The following is a 21,941-nucleotide window of genomic DNA, read 5'->3' on the forward strand; positions in this document are numbered from 1 at the left end:
CTGGTCATGGACAAACCTTTAGGTTGCCTAGTCTACGCCATATTAAAGAGGAAAAAGAGGGTAAAACTGCAAATTGAAATTTCCCCATTTCCCCCACCATTTAGGCTTTGCTTTCTATCTGCTGAAACAGTTCAAATATTGCATCAAGAGCCTGGTTTCTGTAGTTATCTTTCTCAAAAAGTAGCTCATGTTTAGCCTCATTAATGGTAACTAATTGGCTATCTGGGTTGGTTTTTGCCAATTTAGTCGCAAAGCGAATTTGATCGGCATTACTGACTATGGTGTCTTGCCCAGCTTGTAGAATTAAAGTCGGTAGTTTTACTTGTCGAGTGAGTAACTGGCATTGTTTGGCTGCCATCAATCCTTGCCATACCCAGCGCGTCGTTGGGCCACCGATTTTCAGCTCTGGTTTGTGTTCATACAGCTCTCTAAACCAACGGTAGCGCACTTCACTTTGTGTTAAGGGATTCATTTCAAAAGGCTTCGGAGTATAAGCCTGATAACCTGGAGCGTAGGTTGGTTTCGAGTAGATTGCTGTTAACACTTGGCTCAGTTGCATTGCCACTGGGCGTAACTGCCAAGGCATATTGACGCCAAACATCGGGGCGCTGAGCGCCATGGCGTCGAAATTATGTTCGGGATGTGTTTGCACATATCGTGTTGCGACGGCTCCCCCCATGGAATGAGCCACAATAAAACGATGCGAATAACGGCTAAGATCAAAATATTGGATCAGATGGTGCAAGTCTTGGACATAGTCATCGAATTCCTCGACATAGCCCATTTGTGGGTTGTCGATTAGGCGTTGAGAAAGCCCTTGGCCACGATGGTCAAAGGAATAAATGTCGTACCCTTGTTGGAAAAGATCATAAAACAGCTCTTGATACTTCCAACATGACTCAATTCTACCGTTCACCACCACAATCGCTTTCGAGTGCTCGGATGAGGTGAACTTGCAGCAATAAATTTTTGTTTTATCAAAAGATTTGATGAAATCTTCTTCTTTAGAATGCCAGAAGTCGGCGATCGTGGTATTGATCACTTGCTCAAAAGATGACTCTTGAGTATAAGGTGGAGTGTTTGGACTCGTCTGATTCATAGATATTCTTTATTGGACAGATTCGAGGGATAATTTATTTACGCTAGATTAGTCTAGTCGAGAGGAATTGCAATGGATACTCATGTTTGGCTCGCTTATGTGCTGACCGCGATTGTGTTTAGTTTGGCGCCCGGTTCGGGCACAGTCAATTCCATTAGCAACGGGCTTAGTTATGGTACTCGCAAATCTCTGGCGGCGATTGTTGGTTTGCAGATAGGGCTAGCGTTCCATATTATTTTGGTTGGCGCGGGAATCGGTGCGTTAGTAGCACAATCAGCGTTGGCATTTAGCATCATCAAGTGGGTTGGTGTGGCTTATTTGGTTTGGCTTGGTATCCAAAAATGGCGAGATCATTCCAGTTTAGTGACCAGTGCTGCCGAACAAGCACTGTCGAGTGGCTCCTTATTGCGTCGTGCGGTATTGATTAACTTGACCAATCCCAAATCGATTGTCTTTTTAGTGGCACTTTTTCCTCAATTTATTGACCCAAGCAAAGATCAACTGACTCAGCTACTTGCATTGGGTGTTACCACTGTGGTGATTGATTCTATTGTGATGTTGGGTTACACCTCATTAGCGGCTCAGATGGGACGTTTTATTCGTTCTGATCGCGTTATGAGTAAAATCAATAAAGTGTTCGGGTCAATGTTTGTTGGGTGCGGTGCGTTACTTGCTGCGGCGAAGTCTTAACGTGTTGCTACTTACTCAAGTCGTCGTTAGTTAGATGTATTATACCTACGTAGCTCGACAACCGATTCTCAACGCGAAGCAACACACGCTTGGTTATGAACTCCTATTTCGAGACGGAGAAAATAATGCTTTCCCTGCTCATATTGAGTCAAATCGTGCCACTTATCGTCTGATTGTTGAAAACTTCCTCTCTGTTGGGATGAATCCTGCAATTGCCAAATCGCGTTGTTTCATCAATTTCCCCTATAAGAGTTTAATTCGTCGTCTGCCACTGACCTTGCCAAGAGATCAAATCGTGGTTGAAGTGTTGGAAACTTGTGCTCCAAGTGATGAGTTATTGGATGTGATTAAAGATCTTTATAAGCGCGGTTATATTGTGGCGTTGGATGATTTTGTGTATTCGCATGAATGGGAACGATTCCTACCTTATGTGCACATCGTTAAACTCGATATTATGGCGCTGGGCTTGGAAGAAGCGTGCGAATTTGTTCGTAAGCGGATTGCAGAGGGAAGTAAGCGACGTTTTTTGGCAGAGCGAGTAGAAACGGAGCATGAATTTAATGTTACGCGCTCCGCCGGGTTTACTTTTTTCCAAGGCTATTTTTTCAGTAAGCCACAGATCATTAAGCAGCGTTACGTTAGCCCCGAGCAAATTATCGCGTTAGAGCTGTTTCGTGAAGTGTGTAAACCTGACGTCGATTTTGAGCGAATTGAGTGCATTATGTCGCAAGATGTTGCGTTGTCATACAAACTGCTCAGATTTGTTAATACCATGTCGGATCGCCTCTCGATGCCGATTTCCTCTTTTCGTCAGGCTCTGGTTTACCTTGGTCAAGACCGGTTGAAAACGTTTGTTTCATTGGCCGTGGCTTCGTTCGTTTCATCTAAGAAGCCGAAAGAGTTGTATAACTTATCGTTGCAGCGAGCTCAGTTTTGTCAGTTAATGGCAAGCCATCACTCGCTATACGAATACCGTGAACAGGCTTTTTTGATCGGTCTTTTTTCAGTACTGGATGCTCTGTTAGATATCTCTATTGAAGAGCTTGTTGAACAATTACCGCTTTCTGACGCGGTGAAAATAGCCCTGCAAAGGCGTGAAGGTCCTATTGGTGAGCTGTTAGCGCTAGAAGAGTGCTTTGAACAAGCCGATTGGCAAGGTGTGGAAGCGCATTGTGATGCGCTTGGTTTGGAGTTCGGCGTTGTCAGTGACGAATTGTCTGCCGCGTTGCGTTGGAGCCAAGATGTGAATCGCTTAATTTAAACGTGAATTTTTTATGACATGAAGAGCACGCGCCTTGACGCGTGTTTTTTTATTTCTAATATATATGGATATGCGTATGTGTGAGATTAAAACATGTTGCCTCATCAGTTTTTTAAAATGTTGTCCGATGAAACCCGCCTGCGGTGCTTGTTGCTTATTGCCCGTGAGGGACGTTTATGTGTGTGCGAGTTAACGGGCGCCCTGCAACAAAGCCAACCGAAGATATCACGCCACTTAGCCCTACTTCGTCAATCTGGGGTGCTGGTGGATGAGCGCCATGGGCAGTGGGTCTATTACCAAGTATCCAATCAATTACCTGGTTGGTTGCGTAAAGTAATTGAAGGACTTAAAAATTCAAATTGTCTGCAGCAGCAATATGCTGCTGACAGCCAACGTTTACAGACAGAAACTCAGCGGCCATGTGCCTGAACAAGAGAGATAATCATGACGATTAAAGTAGGAATTAATGGATTCGGCCGTATCGGTCGTTTGGCAATGCGCGCCGCGTTTGATTGGTCAGAAATAGAATTTGTACAGATCAACGATGTCGCTGGTGATGCTAAGACCTTGGCTCATTTGCTCGAATTTGACTCTGTACAAGGGCGTTGGCAGCATGCAGTTAGTGCAGAAGAAGAGATGATTATCATCAATGGTCAACGCATTAAAACGACTCAAGAGCGTGAAATTGCCAGTGTTGATTGGTCGGGATGTGATGTCGTTATTGAGGCGACAGGCGTGCACCGTAGCCGCTCTTTTTTGAATCAGTATCTTGAGCAGGGAGTAAAGCGAGTGGTCGTTTCTGCGCCTGTTAAAGAGGAGGGTATTGCCAATATTGTTGTCGGGGTCAATGACCATATTTTTGATCCACAGCTGCATCGTATTGTCACGGCGGCTTCTTGCACAACGAATTGTATTGCCCCGATTGTTAAAGTGATTCATGAGCAACTAGGCATTGAGCAATCTTCATTTACGACTATTCATAACCTAACCAACACACAAACTATTTTGGATGCGCCGCATAAAGATTTACGCCGCGCTCGTGCTTGTGGTACCAGTTTAATTCCGACTACCACAGGCAGCGCGACTGCCATTGTCGAAATATTTCCAGAACTGGAAGGAAAAATTAATGGTCACGCGGTACGTGTGCCGCTGGCGAATGCCTCGTTGACCGATATTATCTTTGATGTCAAAAGAGACACCACAGCGGAAGAAGTCAATGCACTGCTGAAAGTAGCAGCACAAGGTGAACTGCAAGGTATTCTTGGTTATGAAGAACGTCCATTAGTGTCGATTGACTATAAAGGCGATCAACGCTCAACCATTGTCGATGCACTGTCAACGATGGTGGTAGGTAAACGCATGGTGAAGATCTACGCGTGGTATGACAATGAAATGGGCTACGCAACGCGCACCGCAGAGCTGGTCCGTAATGTTGGCTTGGTATAGGGAGCTAGAAATGACACATCCAACTTGGGAATTAGCGGTTGATGAAGCGGCATTAATCCTTACACCATGTCCGGGCACGAAGGGCGTAAGCTTGGAAACATCACTGCGTCAGCTAAAAGCGCAAGGGGTAGCCGCGCTTGTGACGGCAATCAATACTAGTGAAATGCAAGAGAAAGGCGTGCTAGCGTTAGGTGAAATGACCCAAGCGCTTGATATGCAGTGGTTCCATCTACCTATTGAAGATGATTGTGCCCCTGATGCTGACTTTGCCTCTCAATGGGCAAGCATTGGACCACAATTGCAGTCACTGTTGGACAACAAGCAAAAAATTGCGCTGCACTGCATGGGAGGCTCTGGTCGAACTGGGTTACTCGCTGCTCATCTTTTGTTAGATCGTGGTTGGGATATCAATACGATCATTGAACGTGTTCAAGTGCTGCGTCCGGGGGCTTTTACCAAGCCAGTTCAATGTGACTATATCCAGGCTGTTGCTCAATCTGCCTAATATGATGAGCTTTGGGACTATGATGTTCTCAAAGCTCATTAACCTCTCCTTTCAATGCTTACAGTGGCTATCTTATGTTTTCAACATTGGAAAAAAGTATCCGACAATACATTTTAGTGACGTTTAATTATTGGAACTTCACACTAACAGATGGTGCTTTACGCATGCTGGTGGTGCTGTATTTTCACGACTTGGGTTACGGCACACTCGCCATCGCTTCTCTGTTTCTGTTTTATGAGTTTTTTGGTGTTGTGACTAACTTGATCGGTGGTTGGCTAGGAGCACGTTTAGGCTTGAATAAAACCATGAACATCGGTTTGCTGATGCAGATTGTTGCGTTGAGTATGTTGGCGGTTCCCAATGAGTGGTTAACCATTGTGTGGGTAATGGCGGCGCAAGCACTCTCAGGCATTGCGAAAGATCTCAATAAAATGAGTGCCAAAAGTGCCATCAAAACGTTGGTGCCTGATGATCAGCAAGGCGCATTATATAAATGGGTCGCCATCCTAACTGGCTCTAAAAATGCGTTGAAAGGGGTTGGTTTCTTCCTTGGTGGAGTACTGCTGTCTTTGTTTGGCTTCCAATATTCAGTGATTTTAATGGCTAGTATGCTTGGTTTGGTGTTGATTGGTAGTTTAATTGGACTCGATACCGATCTTGGCAAAGCGAAAAACAAACCAAAATTTAGCCAGCTTTTTTCTAAATCAGACTCAGTAAATATTTTATCTGCGGCGCGCTTATTCTTATTTGGTGCTCGTGATGTTTGGTTTGTGGTGGCTTTGCCTGTTTATCTTGGCACTGTGTTTGGTTGGGACCATTTGTGGGTAGGTGGCTTTCTTGCTGCGTGGGTAATTGGTTACGGTATGGTACAAAGTATTGCACCGCGCATAACAGGAAAAGCGCAAGGAAAAGTACCGGATGGCAGCGCGGCTGTCAGGTGGGTTGGTTTACTTGCCGTAATCACAGCTTTGATTGCCTATTGTGTACAAATAGGTTGGCAGCCGCAGTGGGTGATTGTCATCGGGCTGATGTTGTTTGGTGCTGTTTTTGCGGTTAACTCTTCGCTCCACTCTTATTTGATTGTCAGTTATGCCAAAGGTGATGGCGTGTCACTGGATGTTGGATTCTATTACATGGCCAATGCCATGGGGCGCCTAATTGGCACTATTCTTTCAGGCTACGTGTTTCAAGTGGCTGGGTTGGCAGCGTGTTTATGGGTATCATTTGCTTTTCTTGCCATCACGACCTTAATTTCTTTCAAATTACCTAAAGCTTCATTACAAACGGTTTAATACTTTTTAACTTAAATTTGACGCAGTGCTTCGCTGCGTCTTTATTTTTATTGCTATAGTCAGACAAGTTTCTTTTCAAATGAGTAGCTTATGAGACAGCGTGTCCTTTTTTTTGATCTTCTCCGTTGTGTGGCAGCGGTTGCTGTTATTGGCATTCATGTTCTGGCTCCTTATCGTCAGCAATTTGGTGATATTCCTTTTGAGCAGTGGCTGACCGCGATTACTGTTAATAGCGTTAGCCGTTGGGCTGTTCCGGTATTCATTCTTATTTCCGGTGCATTAATGCTCAGTGATCGACGCCCTTTTGATGCGAAATATTATGTAAAGCGACGTTTAGGCAAAGTGTTACTGCCATTTTTAATTTGGTCGTTGTTTTACGCTTATTTGTCCGGCTGGAGTGCTGACGGGTTTAATGCTCAAGTGGTGAAAGATGTATTGATCCATAGCCCTGAGCATGCGACTTACTACCATCTTGGCTTTTTCTACTACTTTATTCCGCTCTATTTTGTGATTCCATTTCTGCAAGTCTTGGTGAGACGAGTAGATGATAAAGCCTTGTATGCGTTGGTCGGTGTATGGTTACTTACGACCACCTTATTCCTGTTCGGGATTGATGGCCCCTGGAGTCATGAACTGTGGTTGTTTTCGGGTTACTTGCCTTTAGGTTATATCCTTTATCAAAAAGTGCCGTTAAATCGTCTATCGGTCGCAACGGCCACGCTACTTGGAGGCATTGCTCTATTTGCGACGATATGGATGGTGACGAGCCATAGCATTGCGGCTGGTGAGTATACGATAGGACGCTGGCTTTCTTATAAAACGCTAAATGTGGTGTTAGCTGCCAGCATGGTCTTTATGCTGTGCCGTTATTTTGGTGAGGGGTTATCTGCCCGTACAAATCAAGTGGTGAGTTTTATCAGTCAATACAGCTTGGGCATTTATATTTTACATCCGATTTTCTTATGGCCCGTGAAGGCATATGGATGGGATCAAGGGCATCCAGCTTGGGTTATTCCGTTGTGGATTATCGTCAGTGGTGCGGGATCACTCGCTGTCAGCTGGCTTGTTTCCCGTTCGGCTAAAACGCGTTGGCTACTCCCTTAGCGTTTGAGAGCAAAGTGTAGAAATTTATGACCGCAATAGGTCAGCGTCCCTTGGTCGCCTGGGTTTAATGCATGGTAATAATGTACGCCAACTTGGAATTCTCGTTTAGGGCCTATTTTGCCTTTCTGGACATAAATCCAGAACTCTTGGTCTTCTTCACCGGGGCGAGGGTGGGGGATAGCAATGGATTGTTTGTCGATTATGGTGACATTGGCTGTACGCTCGGGAGCATTCTCACCTTGCATGTGACGACGATAAAAATGGTTAAATGCCCAAGCTGCTGCAATGGCCAGTAAAGCTACTGTGATGATCAAGAAAAATGGCATGATGCACTCCTTAGGGATGAAGTCACTATTTTAACGAGCAACATATATTAAAGAGTTATAAGTCTCAGCAAAGCGTGATCTAGAATTGTTTAGAGAATTTTTTTTCGGCTGATATCACACTTTATTGGCAGGTTAGCCAACTAAAATGAGTCATAACCCTTCGAAAAAGTATGATACAGATAGTTAAGCTCCACTATGATTGGCAAAGGAGGGCGGTCATGTCTGATATTGAACAAGTTGTACTGCGAACGCGTAAATTAGAAACCTTACTAAGAGAGCAGTACCACGCCAACGGTAAAGGCCTTCACCAGTTGATCACTAGTTGTGAAGAGCGTTTGCCACACGATGTGATTAGTAAGCTGCGTTATATTGCGACAATTCGTAATAAGGTGGTACACGAAGAGGGGTACCAATTAGATAATCGTACAGAGTTTTTGAATGTTTGTGGAGAGTGTGAGAAGGAGTTGACCCCGCGGAGTGGCCGTTTTATTTGGCGTGTTGCGATTTCATTGATGACTCTGATTACACTTGCTGCATTGGCGTTTTACTACATGCATTGGGAAGTTTTATCTAAACATTTACAATGAGATAGTTAAAAATTTGATAAAAAAATGGGGATGCATGTGCATCCCCATTTTTTGTATTCAGTACTTAGTACATCATCGGCAGTGTCATTAGTCCAACGATAACTGCGATCATTACAAGTCCCTGTTTTTGAGATGAAGAAATCATAACACTGCTCCTTTAAATTAGTGAATTCATCTTATGTCTTTTACAATAGCACTACTTTAGTGGCTTGATCAACATCAATTTGATGAAGTATCTAAAAATATAACTAAAAGTGGCTTGTATTGACCTATATTGGCTATGTTTAGTTATGTTTTTGAAGTGGTTGTATAGTGTGCTTGTTGGGTTTTATTTAACCTTTTGTTTTTTTATCTTATTGTTTTTGATTGATTTTTAAAGTTTGAATTATTGTTATTGGTATGGTTTTTTCTGGTTTTGGTGCTTGGGGGATCTCGCTCTGTCAAAGTTTGGTGAATTCTCATTTTCTGAGAAAAAATGAATGGTTTTTTAGTGGTGGATGTATTGCTATCTGGTTAGCACGGTATTTATTGATATTAATCTCATGATTATCGCTTTGATTTTGCTTCTGGTTGGGTTGTGTGGTTTTATGATGGCTTGTTTTTTATAGTTATATGTTTTTATTTGATTTTTTATTTCTAATTTAAAAATTATGGTCAGTGATATGTGCGTTTTTTGGTTGGTGTTTCTTTTTAAATTCAATAAAAAACAGTGTTTTCTATGGTGGGGTGGTGCTGGACTGCAAAAGTGTATGTTGTTGGATAAGTATTAGTCAGGGGCTTATTATTTATCTGTTTTAAACAACGCGAAGTGAATCCGTGGATTCGCTATCAAGATCCAACTTTTGTAGTCATATGCTGGACTTCAACGACCACATCCCTACACTGGCGGCAGATTCATAAAGGGGTAATGACATGTGGAGCTGGCTCTCCGTTGCTTTGTCAGGATTCATCAGTATTTCTGCACTTGAAAGTAACAACATAAAACAAGCGGTAATGTTTAAAACATTCAGTATGTTGCTGTTGGTTGTTATCTTATTGAGCCAAACAAGCCAGTTATCTTCTCCGATTTTATGGATTAGTCTCGGTTTATGCGTATCCGCATTCGCTGATAGTTTGCATGTACTACAGCGCTACCCAAGAGTGTGTTTTGCCACCTTTCTTTTAGCGCAACTGATGTACAGCAAAGCATTTTGGTTACAACTCTCAGGAGTGATGGTGTGGTGGTTACCCGCATTGCTGATTGCAGCCAGTATCGTTGCCTTTTTTCTACTGCTTCCTCAAATTGATACATTAATTTTTCCCGTTGCTATTATGGGGTTGATGTTAATCCAATTGGCGTGGGCTTCCGGTGAGCTATGGTTACAAGCTCATACCGTAGGGGCTTTGTGCGGATTTGTGGGTAGCTTAGTGCTAATACTGTCAGCCCTTTTGTTAGCTATTCATGATTACCGTCGTCCTCTGCCATTTGGCCGCTATTTAATTTCGGGCAGCTATCTGTTGGCTCAAGCTTTGATCACCGCATCTGTGGTTTTATAAACGTTAAACACCTCTGGCTGTGACTAGCATCGAAATCTGTAAATTAGGCTGATATACTGCGCCAACTTTGAACTAATGAGAGTTGTGCGAGATGGAAATTCTATCGGCTGCAACCATGCTATTTTTAATCATGGACCCACTTGGCAATTTGCCGATCATGCTATCGATATTGAAGCATCTCGATCCAAAGCGCCGTCGAGTGGTCCTAATTCGTGAGCTTTTCTTTGCACTGATTATTTTGATGCTGTTTCTCTTTGCTGGGAAAAGCATTATGGGCTTTTTGCACGTGCAACCTGAAACCTTGAGCATCTCTGGTGGTATTATTTTATTTATCATCTCAATTAAGATGATTTTCCCAAGCGCAGGCAGCATCACCGGTTTGGCTGCGGGTGAGGAGCCGTTTATCGTGCCGATGGCAATACCAATGATTGCAGGGCCTTCTGTTATTGCCGCGCTGCTTTTACTCTCGACTCAGCATCCCGATAAATTATTAGAGCTCTCTGGCGCGGTACTGCTAGCATGGGGCGGAACCTTCCTCATTCTTATGTTCTATAACTTCTTCCATAAGGTATTAGGTGAGCGAGGGCTGAAAGCGGTAGAGCGGTTAATGGGGCTGCTGTTGGTAATGATTTCGACCCAAATGTTCCTCAATGGCGTGAAAAGCTATATGGGTATGTAGGAAAAAGAATATCGTTAAACTTACCAATGAAAAAAGCCGCACAACTGGCAAGCAGTGTGCGGCTTTTTCCTTTTTATAGCGAGGGGTTACATCATGTGTTTACGGCGAATATCGAGCAGTGAGAAGACTCCAAACACAAGAATTGACCATTTCTCCCAACGGCTCATGTTTATCTTGTCACCGAATGCGCCAATAAAAATCAGCATTTGCAGGCCATGCATGATGAATAAAAATGCCGTCATAATATAAAGCGCAATGGCCGCTTTCCCTGGAAATGGCATAAAAATATTAAGTAATAAAATAAACCAAACAAAAGCAATGGCCGCTTTTGCTAATACGAGTAACACTTTCATTCGGATGTCCTTTCAAAGAGTCGATAGCTCACTTGGCCTGCCGTTTTTTCACGGTGTAGGCGCCAATTGTTTGGGATGCCATCAAGAGGAAGTTCTTTTTCAGTTTCAATATAGATCATTGCATCGTCTGCAAGCCAGCCGTTTTGCTCCAAAAGTGTTACGGTTTCATTCAGTAAACCTTGGCGAAATGGAGGGTCGATAAAGATGATATGTTGAGGTGTGCCAACTTGTTGCAGAAACGTCAGCGCATCGCTATTCACCACTTGCACGTTTGAGGCGCTGAGCGCAGCGATATTTTGCTGAATTTGTTTAAAAGCGGTCGGATTGAGCTCAATCAGTGTCACTGATTCCGCTTGTCTGGATGCAGCTTCAAACCCGAGTCCACCGGAGCCGGCAAATAAATCGAGACATTTTGCACCAGGAACTTCTTGTGCCAACCAATTAAATAGCGTCTCTTTGACGCGATCAGTCGTTGGGCGAAGTCCTTGGGCGTCATGAACTGGCAGTTTACGACCTCTCCATAAACCACTAATAATGCGAACAAAGCCGGTGGATGGCTTATTTTGTGATGAGTTTTGCTGGCGACGTCTTACCATAGATTTTTTGACCGCTAATAAAGTGATACTATGTCCAGTCTACCCACCAAGATGGGTGTTGGCATAGCCATTGAATTTTAATAATGACAAAGTTTACCAAGCTAATTGGAAAGTTTTCACTGCTTTGTCATTTTTCTTTTTCTTAAGAGAGATAATTGTTTAAGAAAAAGGTCGTAGTTAGTTTAGTAAATCTAGGATATCCCCAGATGACGGAAAAAAAGAAACGCGGATTACTCTCTTGGCTAGGTTTTGGTGAAGAAGAATCAAGCAAACCAACCACTGCAAAAGAGCAAACGGAAGATCAATCTGTAGTTGAAGAAACAGTGGTTGAACATGCAGAAACAGCAGAAATTGAAGAAACAGTCGTTGCTGAGGTAATGCATGAGTCTGACACTGTTTTAGCAGAAGCAGAAGCAGAAGCAGAAGCAGAAGCAGAAGCAGAAGCAGAAGCAGAAGCAGAAGCAGAAGCAGAAGCAGAAGCAGAAGCAGAAGCAGAAGCAGAAGTTCGAGTTCAAGAGCAAGAAAAGCCAAGCGAAAGCTTTTTCGCTCGTTTAAAGCGTAGTTTGACTCGTACTAAAGCCAATATAGGCGCCGGTTTTTTTGGCCTCTTTAAAGGCAAAAAAATTGATGACGATCTTTTTGAAGAGTTAGAAGAGCAGTTATTGATCGCCGATGTGGGTATGGACACCACGCTTAAAATTATTAATAACCTAACAGAGAAAGCATCTCGCCAAGCATTAAAAGACGGTGAAGCACTGTATGGTTTACTCAAAGATGAAATGGCAGATATTCTGGCTAAAGTCGAGCAGCCGTTGGTGGTTGATAGCAGTAAAACGCCCTATGTCATTTTGATGGTCGGGGTAAATGGTGTCGGTAAAACGACGACCATCGGTAAGCTTGCCAAGCAATTTCAAGCACAAGGTAAGAAAGTCATGCTGGCTGCGGGAGACACTTTCCGCGCCGCTGCGGTAGAGCAGTTGCAAGTGTGGGGTGAGCGCAATAATGTGCCCGTCATCGCGCAGCATACTGGCGCAGATAGTGCGTCTGTTATTTATGATGCGATCGAGGCTGCCAAAGCGCGTGGTGTTGATGTGGTTATCGCTGATACCGCGGGTCGTTTGCAAAACAAGAGCAACCTAATGGAAGAGTTGCGTAAAATTGTGCGAGTAATGAAGAAAATTGATGATTCCGCTCCGCACGAAATTATGCTGACCTTAGATGCCGCGACTGGGCAGAATGCCATTAGCCAAGCCAAATTATTTAGTGAGGTGGCTCCGGTGACAGGCATTACTTTGACTAAACTTGATGGCACCGCAAAGGGTGGCGTTATTTTTGCCTTAGCGAACCAGTTTGAAATTCCTATTCGCTTCATTGGTGTTGGAGAAGGGATCGATGATCTGCGTCCATTCGAAACGCAGCAATTTATCGAGGCGCTATTTAGCCGCGAAGAATAAGATCGTTAAGGTGCTCCTTGAGCACCTCATTAACCAATAAGGCACTGGTAGGGGAATAGCGAGTGATTAGATTTCAACAAGTGAGCAAAGCGTATCGCGGCGGCCGTCAGGCACTGCAAAAAGTTGATTTTCACTTACGTCGTGGAGAAATGGCATTTTTAGGTGGTCATTCGGGCGCAGGGAAAAGTACTTTGCTGAAGCTAATTTGTGCTATCGAACGTCCAACCGATGGGCGGATAAGCTTTAACGGCCACGATATCACGCGCATTCCAAACCAAGATATTCCATTTTTACGCCGTAATATTGGGATCGTGTTTCAAGATCATCGTTTACTGATGGACAGAACCGTCTTTGATAATGTGGCGTTGCCAATGCGAATTGAATCGATCTCTGAAAGTGAGATTAAACGCCGCGTATCGGCTGCCTTGGATAAAACCGATTTACTTGACAAAGCACGTTGCTTGCCGAGTCAGCTTTCTGGCGGCGAGCAGCAACGCGTTGGTATCGCAAGAGCGGTCGTTAACCGCCCAACATTATTACTCGCTGACGAACCGACCGGAAACTTAGATCCCGAACTTTCTAATCGAGTGCTTAAACTGTTTGAAGAATTTAACCGTGCTGGTGTCTCTATTATTTTGGCAACACACGATATTAGCTTAGTGAATACACGTCCTCAATACCGTCATTTAGAGCTTAATCAAGGATTTTTAAGCGAGGTAGAAGACTATGGCAATTAAGCCAAACAATAAGAAGAATGCGAAAGTGCGTGAGCCAAAACGCGTGAAAACCGATAGTTTTTTCACGGTTCATTTTAAGCAAGCTAAAGCCTCATTTTCATCATTATGGCTACGACCACTCGGTAATATCCTTACCTTGGCTGTAATTTCAATGGCTTTGGCAATGCCAGCATGTATGTACCTATTAAGCAAAAATATTGCCTCTGTTGCGAGCAATGTAACTAGCCCTTCACAAATAAGTGTTTACCTACAAGAAAACACACCAGAAGCTCGGATCATGGTGTTGAAGGATGAGCTAGAAAGCTTAGCGGATATCGCTAGTGTTGAGTATATTTCTTCGCAGCAAGGGCTGGCTGACCTTAGCCAATATGCTGGTTTTGAACAGGCAATAAGCTTATTGGATGATTACGCTTTACCTGGCGTATTGATTATTACCCCTGACGTTGAGCTGCAAGGTCAAATCAAAGCTTTGGCGCAAAAAATACAGACTGAGCAAGACGTAACCGATGTGCGTTTAGATGAAGATTGGCTTGCAAGACTAGATGCAATCCGTGCTTTAGCGACCGTGATCGTTGCTAGCTTATCTGTTTTGATGTTGGGGTCAGTATTTTTGATCGTTGGTAATACATTGCGTTTTAATGTACAGGCCAATAAAGATGAAATCCAAACTATGAAGCTGATTGGAGCCACTGATGGATACATATTACGTCCCTATCTGTACTCAGGGATGTGGTTTGGTTTATTAGGGGCGTGTGCCGCTTGGTTGTTAACCGCTTTCATTACAGTCCTGCTAAACGGCGCGGTGGAAGATCTTGCGTTGCTTTATGACAGCAGTTTTCGCCTAATTGGACTGAGTTGGGATGAATCTTTGTTACTACTTATGCTTGGCACCTTCTTAGGCTGCATTGCTGCAAAAGTTTCTGCTAAGCGCCATTTAAAAGAAATTGAACCAGTTTAGTCGAAGGGGGTCAAAAAAATGGTTAATAACTATGACTTGCCCATACATAGCGGGCTTGTATAGACGATTTGTTTATGCATAATAGCTTCCCCCTGCTTGATTCTTGTTCATTTTGGGTTCAAGATTGGCGGGTTAAAACATCCATTACTCCAGATCAGATATTGATGAGGAATTGAATGACAAACCAAACGTATACAATGGCTCTCGTTTCACAAGATAGCTTAGACAGCTACATTCGTTCAGTGAACAGCTACCCAATGCTGACGCAGGAAGAGGAGCAGTCACTCGCAGAGCGATTACATTACAAAGGTGAAATTGAAGCCGCGAAAGGGTTGATCTTATCGCACCTTCGATTCGTCGTTCACGTTGCTCGTGGTTATTCTGGTTACGGTCTGCCAATGGCTGATCTTGTACAAGAAGGCAATATCGGTTTGATGAAAGCGGTGAAGCGTTTCAACCCTGAAGTCGGGGTCAGATTGGTTTCATTTGCTGTGCATTGGATCAAAGCCGAAATCCACGAATACGTGCTACGTAATTGGCGTATTGTGAAAATTGCCACAACGAAAGCGCAGCGCAAATTGTTCTTTAACCTACGTAAGTCTAAAAAACGCTTAGGTTGGTTCAATAACAGTGAAGTAGAAACTGTTGCTCGTGAGCTAGGGGTTGCCCCTGCTGAAGTGCGTGAAATGGAATCTCGCTTAGCCGCACAAGATCCGACATTTGAAATGTCGGCTGACGATGATGACTCAGGTGCTTCTTACAGTGCACCAATGCTTTATCTTGAAGATAAGCACTCAGATCTAGCTGAAAATGTTGAAGCGGCGAATTGGGAACACCACACCAATAATCGTTTAAGTTTAGCATTAGCAAGCTTAGACGAGCGGAGTCAACATATTGTACGTTCGCGTTGGTTAGATGATCAAAAAGCGACACTGCAAGAGTTGGCAGAAGAGTATGGCGTTTCAGCTGAGCGTATTCGTCAGCTTGAAAAGAACGCAATGAAGAAGTTGAAAGAGGCTGTTGGCGAATTCTAACTTCTTAACGCGATAAGAGTTATTTGAAGGCCGAGATCTTTATGATCTCGGTTTTTTTATGTCCGATCGAAAATAAGTGACACAATTTATCGTTATGAGTTGTGGATAACTCTGTGACAAAATTATTTGCGAGCTGTCATCAAGTCGTTTAAATCAAGGCTTGAACAGCGTTTTATGTTTGGGGATATGTATTACGTTACACACAGAAAAGTAAGGATCATCACTACATGTTGTGGATCAATTTTCACTTTGCTACTTTATCAACGTAATCCACAAGATTATCCACAAATGGCGATAAAGTGTTCAGTGGTGGATAACCTTATAAAGGCTGTGTACTTGATCAATATTGTATAGGTTACAATGAGTGTCTAAAAACAATGCGGATAGAAAGAGAAAGTGATGGATAAATTTCAACATATTGATGCTCATGGAGCACAAGCTTTAATTGAACAAAATAATGCGAAATTGGTGGATATTCGTGATACGCAGTCGTTTACAGTGGCACATGCCCAAAGTGCTTTCCACTTAACCAATGACACTATGGTGGCTTTCATGAACGATACTGAATTTGAGCAGCCAGTTTTAGTGATGTGTTACCACGGTATTAGTAGCCAAGGAGCTGCGCAGTATCTGGTTAACCAAGGTTTTGAACAGGTGTATAGTGTTGATGGTGGATTTGAAGCTTGGCATCGCGCCAACTTACCAATAGTAACCAACTAGGACAATACAAATATATGTTAAGGCTGATCACTCTCAACAACCCCAGAATGGCGCAAGCTTTTATTGATTACATGGCATCTCGACGTATCGAGATCCAAATGATGCCAGAGGGGAGTGGTCAGTTTGTATTATGGCTGCTAGACGACCAATACCAAGTTGAAACGGAAGCTGAGCTGACACAATTTTTGCAAAATCCGAATAACAAAAAATACCAAGCTGCCTCTTGGGATGTCGCTGAAACCCGCAATAACCATTTTCAATACCGTTCCCCGAGCATGTTAGCTATGGTTAAAGCAAAAGCAGGCCCTTTAACTTTGGGTATAATGAGTGTCTGCCTTGTGATTTTTACTCTTCAGCAGTTCGGGTTGGCTAATGAGGTTTTTTCCGCATTACATTTTCCTGCCGTTACTGGCCAGCAATGGCAAATTTGGCGTTGGTTTAGTCACGCGTTGCTTCATTTCTCAGTGCTGCACATTGTTTTTAACCTGTTATGGTGGTGGCAATTAGGTGGGGATATTGAAAAAAAATTGGGCTCTTTCAAACTAGGCCAGTTATTTTTACTATCAGCCGCCTTATCCGGTGCAGCTCAGTACTGGGTTGAAGGCGCCAATTTTGGTGGTTTATCGGGTGTGGTTTATGCGTTGGTTGGATATTTATGGATGCTCGGTTGGAGAGCACCTAATGTTGGTTTGCAAATGCCTAAGCCGCTCATCGGTTTTATGTTAGTGTGGTTAGTTCTTGGTTTTGTACAACCTTTCATGGCGATAGCCAACAGTGCTCACCTAGCAGGGTTAGTTGCTGGTGTTGCTTTGGGGCTTAATGACGCCTCTCGCTATCGCGCTCGTTAGTTGCTTTCAACGGTGAGCAAAGTGGAAAAAATAAAGCGGCTGTTGCCGCTTTATTGGTAAATGTATTTAGTAAACAGTAAATCAGCAATAACGGTTCGTCCCGTTTCTGGTAGCAATACTGCATTTAATTGTTCTACCAGTGACTTTCTTAAGTCTTCACGTCCAGCAAGAGACTTGATGGTTTCTTCTGTCTGCTTACCAAGTAACTCGACTACGGCATCACGTATAAGAGGTTGATGCAGTTCAACGATGGGTAAATCTTTACTATTGGCCACCATGACATCGATACGAACTTGAATATAACCAAGTTTTTTCCCTTTGGTAAAAAAGTTCGTTGTCAGATCCGGTTCCAAGGTAAAGTAAGCGAGTTTAGGTACGCCTTCTTCTTCGGCCTTACTGGGTAGGGCACAAAGTAGGCTCATGGCGATAATTATTTGGGCTACATAACGTTTAAGCATATTTCTATCTTTTCTTTCTTCTGTTCACGATACTCGAATCGCTTTAGTCTTGTTACAATAGAGCATCTAATTGTAATCAAAATGCCTATCTCGTTGTTAGGAATATGCTGTGTCAGCTTCTTCCACCCAGTCATTTTTTTATGGATGGGTTTCTGATTTCTAACCTAATCAGTATTTCTGAGAGAGCGCGTTTTCTGTGGTTATTTTAACTCCAAAATGGATCTTTATTGTATGTTGATAAAGCCACTAATTGAATACTAGTATGAATCAATCAATTTCGCTCTATCTGTCTGCTTTACGTGAAGTAATTTGGCAGCAACCTGACGATTTTTGCTTCCCAGATCAGGTTTCTCAGTCTTGGCTTTTGGAGCAAGGCTCATTATCTCGTGTTTTAGAAAAGCATTGCCAGCAATTGGGTGTCGAGCTACTGCACAATAAAATAGTAAAAGCAGAGCGTTTGCAAGATGATGAAATTGCTTTGTTATCGAAAGAAGAATGCTTGTTACGCAAGGTGGTATTGTGTGGTGATAGCGAACCATGGGTTGTGGGTCGAACCTTGATTCCACAATCTTCCATGCTTGGTCAGCAATATGATTTAACTCGTCAAGGTAAAATTCCTCTTGGGCTGACGGTTTTTAGCGCTGAAAACGTTAAGCGTGATGCATTACAAGTCGGGTGGGCTAAAACGGCTGAGGGGCAATTTCTCGCGCGCCGTTCTCGATTATGGATGAACCACAAACCGATGTTAGTGGCGGAACTGTTTTTACCGTCTTGCCCTATTTACTCTAAGGAGAGAGTCTAATGACCTTAGTTAAGGCCCGTGCTTATTGGCAGTTAATGCGAATGGACCGTCCAATTGGTTCATTATTGCTGCTCTGGCCGACGTTGTGGGCATTGATTATTGCTGCGCAAGGAGTGCCGGATCTTCATGTGTTAGTGGTTTTTGTGCTGGGAGTTTTGTTGATGCGCTCGGCTGGATGCGTGATCAACGACTTTGCCGATCGTAAAGTGGATGGTCATGTCAAACGAACCAAACAGCGGCCACTACCCGCAGGGATCGTCAGCACTAAAGAGGCGATTATCCTATTTTTGGTATTAGGCGTGACCTCGTTTTTGCTAGTACTGACCATGAATCCGCTGACGATTCAGCTTTCATTTGCTGGAATAGTATTAGCGTTTGTGTACCCTTTTATGAAGCGTTATACCCATCTTCCTCAGTTAGTTTTAGCCTTGGCATTTAGCTGGTCGATTCCCATGGCATGGGCAGCACAAGCTAATGAATTGCCGATGGTGATGTGGTTTGTTTTTATGATTAATGCGGTATGGACAGTGGCATACGACACACAATACGCCATGGTTGATCGCGACGATGATATCAAAATTGGCATTAAATCAACGGCCATTTTGTTTGGTCGTTTTGATAAGATGATCATCGGTATTTTACAATTGCTAGTGTTAGTGATGATGATTGCATTGGGGGGATACTATCACCTAGGGGCAAGTTTCTACTGGTGTGTGCTTGCCGCGGCAGCGTTGTTTGTTTATCAGCAACGTTTAATCCGTCATCGTGATCGTGATTTATGCTTTGATGCATTTTTGAATAATAACCATGTTGGTATGGTATTAACCTTGGGGCTTCTAATCGCCTTTTGGTAGAGGTGTGACTTCCACGGGGTAGGTAAAACAAAGGCATCATCATGATGCCTTTGTGGTTTCTTGCCGTTAGTCGACTTGGCAGACGCTTTCTTGAATGGTTAAGCGAATTTCAGGATAGAGCATCGAATAGAGTAAGCGTGCAAGCTGTGTGGTCGGTTCTCGGTTACAGTTGCCATCAAGCTCTAAATAACCTTGTTCTTTTAGCGTGACAAACATTGCAGAGAAAACCCCTTTATCGAAGAACTCTGGTGCGTTGATGCCGTGTAAGCGACCAAGACGCTGAGCAATTTCTTGGCTTTTCTGCTCTAAATCTGATTTGCCTAAGTCTGGGTTTGCAACCAACAGGTTCAATGAAATCGCGTAGCGTTGCAGTGTTTCTGAAATGGTACGGCCTAGCAGCATCAAAACTTGAGTTTTTGCTTGGTTGATGGTGACCATACCGTCATCGTTTACACTGACTAATTGTTGGCGTTGGAGCTCATCAATATAATCGCTGACCACATCGGCTAGTTGATCTTGTGTGTAACTTAAGAACAGCTCTTGTTTTAAGAATGGATAAACCAGTGCCACATTGGCTTTGATTTGATCCAATGACAAACTTTGTTGGCGAATCAGCATTTGTGCAATCATTGATGGGATTGCAAACAGATGAATGATGTTATTGCGATAGTAGGTCATCAAAATCGACTGATTACGATCAAGCGAAATGATTTCACCCATAGTGTCCGTTTCAATCACAAACTTATCGAGCGACTCAGCATGTTTGACCAACTCTTCTGCACTCGCTTTAGGTACGGTACAGGTTTCTGAATAGCGCACATTATTGAGTAGTGATAAATAGCAGTCGATCTGCTTGATTAAGTTATCACGTGAGAGAGCACTTTGACGTGAAGCGAGCAGAGCGGTCGCACAGAGCGTTAGTGCATTCGCAGCGGCCGCATCATTAATGTGTGTCATCATTTTAGTCGCAAGTTGATTGACTACTGGGTTCATCCATTGCGGTTTCGTCGAGCCCATTGGGTCAATATCTTGCGTCCATTCTGGCGCTTGCTCGTTCAAGTATTGGTTGAGTTGAATTGGCTCGCCAAAGTTGACATAACCTTGTCCGAAATTGCGCAGCTTGCGAATGGTACGTAGAACAAGCCCCGCGTTCTCTTTTTCTTTACGTTTACCTCGTAACTCTTTGGCATACGTACTGACTTCCATAACATGTTCATAGCCAATGTATACTGGCACCAGTGTGACTGGTCGGTTAAGGCCTCGCAACATTGCTTGAATTGTCATAGCAAGCATGCCAGTTTTCGCCGGTAATAAGCGCCCAGTACGCGAGCGACCACCTTCGCTGAAATATTCTACCGAGTAGCCTTTAGCAAATAACTCTGCCAAATATTCGCGGAAAATAGTTGAGTAGAGTTTATTGCCTTTAAAGCTACGGCGAATAAAGAATGCCCCGCCACGGCGGAAAATAGGGCCTGCAGGAAAGAAATTGAGGTTAATACCGGCTGCAATATGCGGAGGCACCATGCCTTCATGGTATAGAACATAAGAAAGTAGTAGATAATCCATATGACTACGGTGACAAGGAACGTATACGATTTCGTGTCCATCTTGTGCAAGGCGGCGAACAGTAGCAGCATTGTTAATGTTTAAGCCTTGATAAATGCGGTTCCACAACCAGCCTAAAATACGGTCGCCTTTTTTTACCAGTGAGTAAGAAAAATCAGCCGCAATCTCATCCATAATGTCATGCGCTTCTTTACGCGCTTTTTCGATAGAGATATTTTGTGCTTTGGCTTGATCTTCAATCGCTTTTTCAATCGCTTGTGATTTTATCAAGCGGTTAAATAATGCCTGGCGATTCGGTAAGTTTGGACCAGAAGCGGCCAGTTTTTGACGAGAAAAGTGAATGCGAGCCACTCGCGCCAATTTGTGCGCAATGGAGGCATCGGTACCGTGGGCATCTGCCATATAACGTATAGAAACTACTGGGCTGAAACGCACCATACAGTCGCGCCCGGCTAAGATGACGGCTTGCGCTTTTTGTAACCCATTCATGGCTTGTAGGTAAGGTTTTTCTTGACCTTCCTTACCAGGCTTGCGTCCCCAAAGTACTGTCGCAGGGATCACTTGCACATCTAATTCTGTATCAAATTGATGCATTTCAAGCAGTTCAGAAAAGAGCGTAATCGAGTCACTTGGGATGTGTTGATCATTCTGTACTAATGTTGGACGTGCAGAAATAAAGACATAACGTTGAAAGCTTTTGCCGTTTAACTCAAGTGGTTGTAAAGGATCAGGCAGTCCGAGCTGTTTCGCGTGAGTTTGAAGTGTAAGTAAATCAACACTAGAGCGAAAAGGTAAGGCGTATACAATGGGCTTATTAACATCGATGCCGTGATCTTCAATTGGATTTGAAGGAATCGCCGTGCCTTTGACCAAAACTGATAATGGCAGTTTTAGTAATGAACGTGAGAATGATTGTCCAGAAGACATAAAGGTTCATAGCCTCAAGAATATTTCAATAAACCTAAACGCATTTCAATTTCCCAAGTAAAAACAATAAGAAACAAGAAAAATTGATATACGCCTAAGCAGCTAACTA

Annotated in this window: 24 protein-coding genes; 18 read left to right on the forward strand and 6 right to left on the reverse strand. The window is 43.4% G+C overall.

The features are described from left to right. Positions 1-100: 100 nt before the first annotated feature. Positions 101-1,099 carry an alpha/beta fold hydrolase gene (locus tag HGG78_RS13220; protein ID WP_172533176.1) on the reverse strand — a complete coding sequence of 333 codons (999 nt, stop codon included), beginning with the start codon at positions 1,097-1,099 and terminating at the stop codon, positions 101-103. A 72-nt stretch (positions 1,100-1,171) separates the two neighbouring features. Here HGG78_RS13220 and rhtB point away from each other — a divergent pair, with 72 nt between their 5' ends. The 7 genes from rhtB to HGG78_RS13255 all read left to right on the forward strand — a co-directional run bounded on the left by rhtB (position 1,172) and on the right by HGG78_RS13255 (position 7,397). Then, positions 1,172-1,789, forward strand: coding sequence for a homoserine/homoserine lactone efflux protein (gene rhtB / locus HGG78_RS13225; protein WP_172533177.1), 618 nt, complete (start codon positions 1,172-1,174; stop codon positions 1,787-1,789). 34 nt (positions 1,790-1,823) lie between these two features. Further along, positions 1,824-3,050 (forward strand): EAL and HDOD domain-containing protein, encoded by a 1,227-nt coding sequence (locus tag HGG78_RS13230; protein ID WP_172533178.1) that lies wholly within the window; start codon positions 1,824-1,826, stop codon positions 3,048-3,050. Between the two features lie 93 nt (positions 3,051-3,143). Next, complete coding sequence (locus HGG78_RS13235) at positions 3,144-3,479, forward strand: metalloregulator ArsR/SmtB family transcription factor (protein ID WP_053311418.1); 336 nt, start codon at positions 3,144-3,146, stop codon at positions 3,477-3,479. 15 nt (positions 3,480-3,494) lie between these two features. Next, entirely contained in the window at positions 3,495-4,496 is a 1,002-nt protein-coding gene (locus HGG78_RS13240) for an ArsJ-associated glyceraldehyde-3-phosphate dehydrogenase (protein WP_172533179.1), read from the forward strand. Positions 4,497-4,506: 10 nt separating this feature from the next. Further along, on the forward strand, positions 4,507-5,001 hold the full coding sequence (locus tag HGG78_RS13245) for a cyclin-dependent kinase inhibitor 3 family protein (RefSeq protein ID WP_053311420.1): 495 nt from the start codon (positions 4,507-4,509) through the stop codon (positions 4,999-5,001). Between the two features lie 74 nt (positions 5,002-5,075). Beyond that, positions 5,076-6,293, forward strand: a complete 1,218-nt coding sequence (arsJ, locus tag HGG78_RS13250) for an organoarsenical effux MFS transporter ArsJ (RefSeq protein ID WP_172533180.1) — start codon at positions 5,076-5,078, stop codon at positions 6,291-6,293. 90 nt (positions 6,294-6,383) lie between these two features. Next, complete coding sequence (locus tag HGG78_RS13255) at positions 6,384-7,397, forward strand: acyltransferase (protein WP_053311422.1); 1,014 nt, start codon at positions 6,384-6,386, stop codon at positions 7,395-7,397. Here the strand turns inward: HGG78_RS13255 and HGG78_RS13260 are convergent. Further along, complete coding sequence (locus HGG78_RS13260; RefSeq protein ID WP_053311423.1) at positions 7,394-7,723, reverse strand: DUF2500 domain-containing protein; 330 nt, start codon at positions 7,721-7,723, stop codon at positions 7,394-7,396. The two genes, HGG78_RS13255 and HGG78_RS13260, sit on opposite strands and share 4 nt — an antisense overlap. A 218-nt stretch (positions 7,724-7,941) precedes the next feature. Here HGG78_RS13260 and HGG78_RS13265 point away from each other — a divergent pair, with 218 nt between their 5' ends. The 3 genes from HGG78_RS13265 (at position 7,942) to HGG78_RS13275 (ending at position 10,525) form a co-directional block, all read left to right on the forward strand. Then, positions 7,942-8,310, forward strand: a complete 369-nt coding sequence (locus HGG78_RS13265) for a DUF4145 domain-containing protein (RefSeq protein ID WP_172533181.1) — start codon at positions 7,942-7,944, stop codon at positions 8,308-8,310. Between the two features lie 912 nt (positions 8,311-9,222). Further along, positions 9,223-9,846, forward strand: a complete 624-nt coding sequence (locus tag HGG78_RS13270) for a lysoplasmalogenase (RefSeq protein ID WP_172533182.1) — start codon at positions 9,223-9,225, stop codon at positions 9,844-9,846. A 91-nt stretch (positions 9,847-9,937) separates the two neighbouring features. Further along, positions 9,938-10,525: a YhgN family NAAT transporter gene (locus HGG78_RS13275; RefSeq protein ID WP_053311426.1), complete on the forward strand. Its 588-nt coding sequence runs from the start codon at positions 9,938-9,940 to the stop codon at positions 10,523-10,525. Between the two features lie 86 nt (positions 10,526-10,611). Here the strand turns inward: HGG78_RS13275 and HGG78_RS13280 are convergent, their stop codons facing one another. Both HGG78_RS13280 and rsmD read right to left on the reverse strand, forming a co-directional pair. Beyond that, positions 10,612-10,878, reverse strand: coding sequence for a DUF1145 domain-containing protein (locus tag HGG78_RS13280; RefSeq protein ID WP_168523750.1), 267 nt, complete (start codon positions 10,876-10,878; stop codon positions 10,612-10,614). Beyond that, positions 10,875-11,474 (reverse strand): 16S rRNA (guanine(966)-N(2))-methyltransferase RsmD, encoded by a 600-nt coding sequence (gene rsmD, locus HGG78_RS13285; RefSeq protein ID WP_172533183.1) that lies wholly within the window; start codon positions 11,472-11,474, stop codon positions 10,875-10,877. The genes HGG78_RS13280 and rsmD overlap by 4 nt, the downstream gene beginning before the upstream one ends. Before the next feature lie 206 nt (positions 11,475-11,680). On the opposite strand from rsmD, the gene ftsY reads away from it, so the two are divergent. From ftsY to glpG, 6 genes are all read left to right on the forward strand, one after another. After that, complete coding sequence (ftsY, locus tag HGG78_RS13290) at positions 11,681-12,928, forward strand: signal recognition particle-docking protein FtsY (protein WP_172533184.1); 1,248 nt, start codon at positions 11,681-11,683, stop codon at positions 12,926-12,928. A gap of 62 nt (positions 12,929-12,990) precedes the next feature. Further along, the gene (gene ftsE, locus HGG78_RS13295) at positions 12,991-13,665 is read left to right on the forward strand and encodes a cell division ATP-binding protein FtsE (protein ID WP_053311430.1); all 675 of its coding nucleotides are present in this window, start codon (positions 12,991-12,993) and stop codon (positions 13,663-13,665) included. Next, positions 13,655-14,623 (forward strand): permease-like cell division protein FtsX, encoded by a 969-nt coding sequence (gene ftsX, locus HGG78_RS13300; RefSeq protein ID WP_172533185.1) that lies wholly within the window; start codon positions 13,655-13,657, stop codon positions 14,621-14,623. Before ftsE ends, ftsX begins: the two co-directional genes overlap by 11 nt. Before the next feature lie 176 nt (positions 14,624-14,799). After that, complete coding sequence (gene rpoH, locus HGG78_RS13305) at positions 14,800-15,657, forward strand: RNA polymerase sigma factor RpoH (protein ID WP_053311432.1); 858 nt, start codon at positions 14,800-14,802, stop codon at positions 15,655-15,657. Between the two features lie 399 nt (positions 15,658-16,056). Then, complete coding sequence (glpE, locus tag HGG78_RS13310; RefSeq protein ID WP_053311433.1) at positions 16,057-16,377, forward strand: thiosulfate sulfurtransferase GlpE; 321 nt, start codon at positions 16,057-16,059, stop codon at positions 16,375-16,377. A gap of 14 nt (positions 16,378-16,391) precedes the next feature. After that, complete coding sequence (gene glpG / locus HGG78_RS13315) at positions 16,392-17,225, forward strand: rhomboid family intramembrane serine protease GlpG (RefSeq protein WP_172533186.1); 834 nt, start codon at positions 16,392-16,394, stop codon at positions 17,223-17,225. A 50-nt stretch (positions 17,226-17,275) separates the two neighbouring features. Here the strand turns inward: glpG and HGG78_RS13320 are convergent, their stop codons facing one another. After that, complete coding sequence (locus HGG78_RS13320) at positions 17,276-17,683, reverse strand: flagellar basal body-associated protein FliL (protein WP_053311435.1); 408 nt, start codon at positions 17,681-17,683, stop codon at positions 17,276-17,278. Positions 17,684-17,933: 250 nt separating this feature from the next. On the opposite strand from HGG78_RS13320, the gene HGG78_RS13325 reads away from it, so the two are divergent. Both HGG78_RS13325 and ubiA read left to right on the forward strand, forming a co-directional pair. Continuing rightward, positions 17,934-18,485: a chorismate lyase gene (locus HGG78_RS13325; protein WP_171980617.1), complete on the forward strand. Its 552-nt coding sequence runs from the start codon at positions 17,934-17,936 to the stop codon at positions 18,483-18,485. Next, positions 18,485-19,339, forward strand: a complete 855-nt coding sequence (ubiA, locus tag HGG78_RS13330) for a 4-hydroxybenzoate octaprenyltransferase (protein WP_172533187.1) — start codon at positions 18,485-18,487, stop codon at positions 19,337-19,339. The genes HGG78_RS13325 and ubiA overlap by 1 nt, the downstream gene beginning before the upstream one ends. A 66-nt stretch (positions 19,340-19,405) precedes the next feature. On the opposite strand, the gene plsB is transcribed toward ubiA, so the two are convergent. Continuing rightward, on the reverse strand, positions 19,406-21,832 hold the full coding sequence (gene plsB / locus HGG78_RS13335) for a glycerol-3-phosphate 1-O-acyltransferase PlsB (RefSeq protein WP_053311438.1): 2,427 nt from the start codon (positions 21,830-21,832) through the stop codon (positions 19,406-19,408). Positions 21,833-21,941: the final 109 nt, after the last annotated feature.

It is taken from the genome of Vibrio aestuarianus, from assembly GCF_012395185.1.
Lineage (GTDB): Bacteria > Pseudomonadota > Gammaproteobacteria > Enterobacterales > Vibrionaceae > Vibrio > Vibrio aestuarianus.

Coding starts and splice junctions, on each gene's coding strand:
- HGG78_RS13220 (WP_172533176.1), bottom strand. CDS start 1,099: ATGAATCAGACGAGTCCAAACACTCCACCTTATACTCAAGAGTCATCT.
- rhtB (WP_172533177.1), top strand. CDS start 1,172: ATGGATACTCATGTTTGGCTCGCTTATGTGCTGACCGCGATTGTGTTT.
- HGG78_RS13230 (WP_172533178.1), top strand. CDS start 1,824: ATGTATTATACCTACGTAGCTCGACAACCGATTCTCAACGCGAAGCAA.
- HGG78_RS13235 (WP_053311418.1), top strand. CDS start 3,144: ATGTTGCCTCATCAGTTTTTTAAAATGTTGTCCGATGAAACCCGCCTG.
- HGG78_RS13240 (WP_172533179.1), top strand. CDS start 3,495: ATGACGATTAAAGTAGGAATTAATGGATTCGGCCGTATCGGTCGTTTG.
- HGG78_RS13245 (WP_053311420.1), top strand. CDS start 4,507: ATGACACATCCAACTTGGGAATTAGCGGTTGATGAAGCGGCATTAATC.
- arsJ (WP_172533180.1), top strand. CDS start 5,076: ATGTTTTCAACATTGGAAAAAAGTATCCGACAATACATTTTAGTGACG.
- HGG78_RS13255 (WP_053311422.1), top strand. CDS start 6,384: ATGAGACAGCGTGTCCTTTTTTTTGATCTTCTCCGTTGTGTGGCAGCG.
- HGG78_RS13260 (WP_053311423.1), bottom strand. CDS start 7,723: ATGCCATTTTTCTTGATCATCACAGTAGCTTTACTGGCCATTGCAGCA.
- HGG78_RS13265 (WP_172533181.1), top strand. CDS start 7,942: ATGTCTGATATTGAACAAGTTGTACTGCGAACGCGTAAATTAGAAACC.
- HGG78_RS13270 (WP_172533182.1), top strand. CDS start 9,223: ATGTGGAGCTGGCTCTCCGTTGCTTTGTCAGGATTCATCAGTATTTCT.
- HGG78_RS13275 (WP_053311426.1), top strand. CDS start 9,938: ATGGAAATTCTATCGGCTGCAACCATGCTATTTTTAATCATGGACCCA.
- HGG78_RS13280 (WP_168523750.1), bottom strand. CDS start 10,878: ATGAAAGTGTTACTCGTATTAGCAAAAGCGGCCATTGCTTTTGTTTGG.
- rsmD (WP_172533183.1), bottom strand. CDS start 11,474: ATGGTAAGACGTCGCCAGCAAAACTCATCACAAAATAAGCCATCCACC.
- ftsY (WP_172533184.1), top strand. CDS start 11,681: ATGACGGAAAAAAAGAAACGCGGATTACTCTCTTGGCTAGGTTTTGGT.
- ftsX (WP_172533185.1), top strand. CDS start 13,655: ATGGCAATTAAGCCAAACAATAAGAAGAATGCGAAAGTGCGTGAGCCA.
- rpoH (WP_053311432.1), top strand. CDS start 14,800: ATGACAAACCAAACGTATACAATGGCTCTCGTTTCACAAGATAGCTTA.
- glpE (WP_053311433.1), top strand. CDS start 16,057: ATGGATAAATTTCAACATATTGATGCTCATGGAGCACAAGCTTTAATT.
- glpG (WP_172533186.1), top strand. CDS start 16,392: ATGTTAAGGCTGATCACTCTCAACAACCCCAGAATGGCGCAAGCTTTT.
- HGG78_RS13320 (WP_053311435.1), bottom strand. CDS start 17,683: ATGCTTAAACGTTATGTAGCCCAAATAATTATCGCCATGAGCCTACTT.
- ubiA (WP_172533187.1), top strand. CDS start 18,485: ATGACCTTAGTTAAGGCCCGTGCTTATTGGCAGTTAATGCGAATGGAC.
- plsB (WP_053311438.1), bottom strand. CDS start 21,832: ATGTCTTCTGGACAATCATTCTCACGTTCATTACTAAAACTGCCATTA.